Here is a 1,630-nt window from a genome sequence, read left to right as displayed (position 1 = left end):
GTGGTTAGCGGACTGCCGCAAGCGCTTCAGCAGGCTCGCCGATCCCGGCGGCGCGGCCCGCGTCCATGGGTGCTAGCCGGGGCTGCCGCCGCAGTCCTTGCCGCTGGCGCCGCAGCGTTCTCGATTGTCCGCCGGTCGACGCGCAAGGAGCCCTCGCCGCGGCCGCCCAGCGTCGACGTGCAGCCGCGCCCCTAGCGTGTCTGGATTCACGACTAGGTGACACATGAGCCGCGTCATGGGTTACACCGCTCACCCTTGGCGCACAAAAGCTTTCGAGGTTTGGCGTTGCTCCGACAAACACGTCGGCCGCATTAGCTATGACATGCCATTCTGGGGGCCGCGGAGGCTACGATTCCGTGATGACAGGACCTAGAAGCATGAAGCCGTTCCAACTTTTTGCGACCTGGGCACGCCTCGTCGCCGGTGTCGTATTGCTCGCCTCGGTCATCGCCGTCGTCTTCTTCGCCGGTTTCTTCACCGAGAGGGACTACGGTGACATTTTTGGGGCCGTGGAAGCTTCCCCTCTCTCCCTGGTGCCGGCAGAAGACACTTGTATTCAGACACGTTGTAAACCTGCGGGCAGGTTCGGGCAGCATTGCACTCAGTACCGAGTGCCTTGTTGAGATCTTTGAAACAGCCGCTGACCTGCGGTTTCCTTTGTGGAGCCTAGGGGATTCGAACCCCTGACTTCTGCCTTGCAAAGGCAGCGCTCTACCAACTGAGCTAAGGCCCCGCACTCCGACCATCGGTCTGGTCGGCGGCCACGTGCCAGACCTCGACGCCCTGTCTGGACCGGATCGCCACCGCCAGCACGGCGATCGCTGCCAGCGGCAACACCAGTCTCACGAAACGTCTTGGCAAACACATGGTTGTGGGCCTAGGAGGACTCGAACCTCCGACCTCTTCGTTATCAGCGAAGCGCTCTAACCGCCTGAGCTATAGGCCCGTACGCGCATACGGCCGAGCGACGAGATTACCCCACCGCAGCGCCCGCACCCAAACCGCTAATCCCGGTCGGCCAGCGTCACCTCGACGCCGCCAATCAGGTCGGTCGTCAGGTTGTAGATGAACGCGCCGATCGTGGCCATCGCGCTGAGCAAAACAATGTTCACCAAGCCGATCAGCACAGCGCCGCCGAAGATCGTGCCGCTGGACACCAGGTCGGCGCTGCTGCCGCTGGTGTTGTTCAGCAGATCCCCGACGTTGCTGTTGAGCTTGCTCCATACGCCCATGCCGCCGAGCACCAGATAGAGGAACGCCACGGCGATCATCCAGACGAAGAACAGCGCCACCGAAAGCACCAGCGACACCTTCAGCGTGCTCCACGGATCGATGCGCCGGATCTGCATGCTGGCACGTACCGGGCCTTGGGCTCGCCCGGCCACCTGGATGCGGCGTTCGGTGCGCACCGGAGTCGTCGACGTGTCCGCCTCTGGCTCGGCGGCCGGTTTGCGCTGCGCGACCCGTGGGGTCGGACCGGAAAGGTCGGGTAGTTCGCTGGCGTACGCCTCGTCGTGCCGGTTTTCGCTGCGCGCCGGCTCTGCCGGCGCTTCGACGTCGCGCGGTGGCATCTTGGCAGTGCCCGGCGCGGCCGTACCCGAGATGAAGCGGTTCAACCGGGCGTCGGCAT

The 1,630-nt window shown here is 64.2% G+C and carries 2 protein-coding genes and 2 tRNA genes; 1 reads left to right on the top strand and 3 read right to left on the bottom strand.

What is annotated here, in order from left to right; translation table 11 throughout:
• Nucleotides 1-195: cell wall synthesis protein CwsA (gene cwsA, locus WB785_RS03520; protein WP_424077306.1), on the top strand; the 195-nt coding region annotated here is incomplete at its 5' end.
• A 465-nt stretch (nucleotides 196-660) separates the two neighbouring features.
• Here cwsA and WB785_RS03515 read toward each other — a convergent pair.
• The 3 genes from WB785_RS03515 to WB785_RS03505 form a co-directional block, all read right to left on the bottom strand.
• Nucleotides 661-733: transfer RNA gene (locus WB785_RS03515), tRNA-Ala, on the bottom strand.
• A 139-nt stretch (nucleotides 734-872) separates the two neighbouring features.
• Nucleotides 873-946, bottom strand: a tRNA-Ile gene (locus tag WB785_RS03510).
• 58 nt (nucleotides 947-1,004) lie between these two features.
• Nucleotides 1,005-1,630 (bottom strand): DUF3566 domain-containing protein (locus WB785_RS03505; protein WP_424077305.1); only part of this gene is annotated, 626 nt, incomplete at its 5' end.

This window comes from Mycobacterium sp. (assembly GCF_049585075.1).
Classification (GTDB): Bacteria; Actinomycetota; Actinomycetes; order Mycobacteriales; family Mycobacteriaceae; genus Mycobacterium.
This window is presented reverse-complemented; position numbering and strand designations above follow the sequence as displayed.